Source organism: Arsenophonus sp. ENCA (genome assembly GCF_002287155.1).
GTDB classification, from domain to species: Bacteria; Pseudomonadota; Gammaproteobacteria; order Enterobacterales; family Enterobacteriaceae; genus Arsenophonus; species Arsenophonus nilaparvatae.
This window is the reverse complement of record NZ_NHNG01000036.1, coordinates 1-1373: the sequence shown is the minus strand read 5'-3', so window position 1 is coordinate 1373 and position 1373 is coordinate 1. Positions and strand designations below refer to the sequence as shown.

Here is a 1373-nt window from a genome sequence, read left to right as displayed (position 1 = left end):
TCTTGAGCATGAAAGCCGTCGAGCAATCGCACGTATAGACATACCCTGGCGATGTAAAACAGAAATTTCCACTCTGATCTCCAATGTTATCATCGGCAGTACCTTAAAACTGCCATTTTTACTCTTGGTGGATCAGTTTTACATTAGCAAGTGGATCATTTTTACATTGCTAGCGACACTGTGTGTACTCTATTACCTGAAAAATCCCGACAAAGGGCGCACTACGCGCGATAGTGGCCTGCGCATGATGAGTGAGGCGGAATTTAACAAGAACAAGCCAAAAAATCTGGCGCGGGTGGTTAACGACCGCGTCTGGTCATTTGAGCTGACCGACCATACCAGCGGCTGGATTTACGCCGAGTACCGCTTCGGTGGCGAAACGGCACAAAACTTTACCGATGTGCTGATTAATGCCATGCAGGAGCGCGGTGGGGCCGACGTACTGCATGGCGTGCCGCGCCTCCTTTATACCGACCCCGGTTGCGCGCTGGTCTCGTCCACCATGCGCAACCTGTGTAAAACCCTTGGTATTCAACTTATCGCACATAAAGCCGGTAATGCCCGTGCTACCGGCTCGGTGGAAAAGGCGCGCGACATTCTGGAGTGCCATTTTGAATCCGGCTTGCGGTTTGTGCAAGTCAACAATATTGATGAACTGAACCGACTGGTCGGGTTATGGCGTAAAAAGTATAACCGCACCGCGCTGCATCGCCGTACCGGCATGACTCGCACCGACTGTTGGCTGCGTATTACCCCTGCACAGTTAATCAAGGCACCGCCTGTTGACGTCTGCCGCGAACTGGCGGTGAGTCTGCCGGAAAACCGTAAGGTCACGACGCATCTTCGCGTGCCGTTCAGGGGCAGTGAATACGATGTACGGCAAGTCCCTGGCGTTTGCGTGGGCGACACCTTACAGATAGTGCGTAACCCCTGGCGCGACAGTGAAGCACAGGTGGTGATAATGAATGAGGACGGGCTGGAAACCTTCTGCCGGGTGCCCGAAGTGGCGAAAGACGACTACGGCTTTGCCCTCAATGCCCCGACACTCGGTGAATCGTTCAAGGCATTACCCCACACCACGGCGCAACACCATCTGGCGGAAATCGAGCAGACCCTGTATGGCACCACCACGCCGGGGGAAACCGCCGCCGTGCAAAAAGCCAACGCCTTACCCTTTGGTGGGCGCTTTAACCGTAAGCGTCGTTAAATCCCCACATTTTTTCACTTCTCCTAATTTGTCATGATGTTCGACGCTAACAATTAAGGAGAAATATTAGATGGGAATTTACCGTACAGACGAGAAATGGCGAGCTATCATTGAAGCTCAAGAATATTCCGGATTAAATCCAACTCAGTATTGTCGTCAAAATGCC

At 52.3% G+C, this 1373-nt stretch carries 2 protein-coding genes; one reads left to right on the top strand and one right to left on the bottom strand.

Going from position 1 to position 1373, the window contains the following annotated elements; translation table 11 throughout:
- Nucleotides 1–93: helix-turn-helix domain-containing protein (locus CBG25_RS00850; RefSeq protein WP_290603829.1), on the bottom strand; the 93-nt coding region annotated here is incomplete at its 3' end.
- 73 nt (nucleotides 94–166) lie between these two features.
- On the opposite strand from CBG25_RS00850, the gene CBG25_RS00845 reads away from it, so the two are divergent.
- Complete coding sequence (locus CBG25_RS00845; protein ID WP_366212650.1) at nucleotides 167–1207, top strand: transposase family protein; 1041 nt, start codon at nucleotides 167–169, stop codon at nucleotides 1205–1207.
- Nucleotides 1208–1373: the final 166 nt, after the last annotated feature.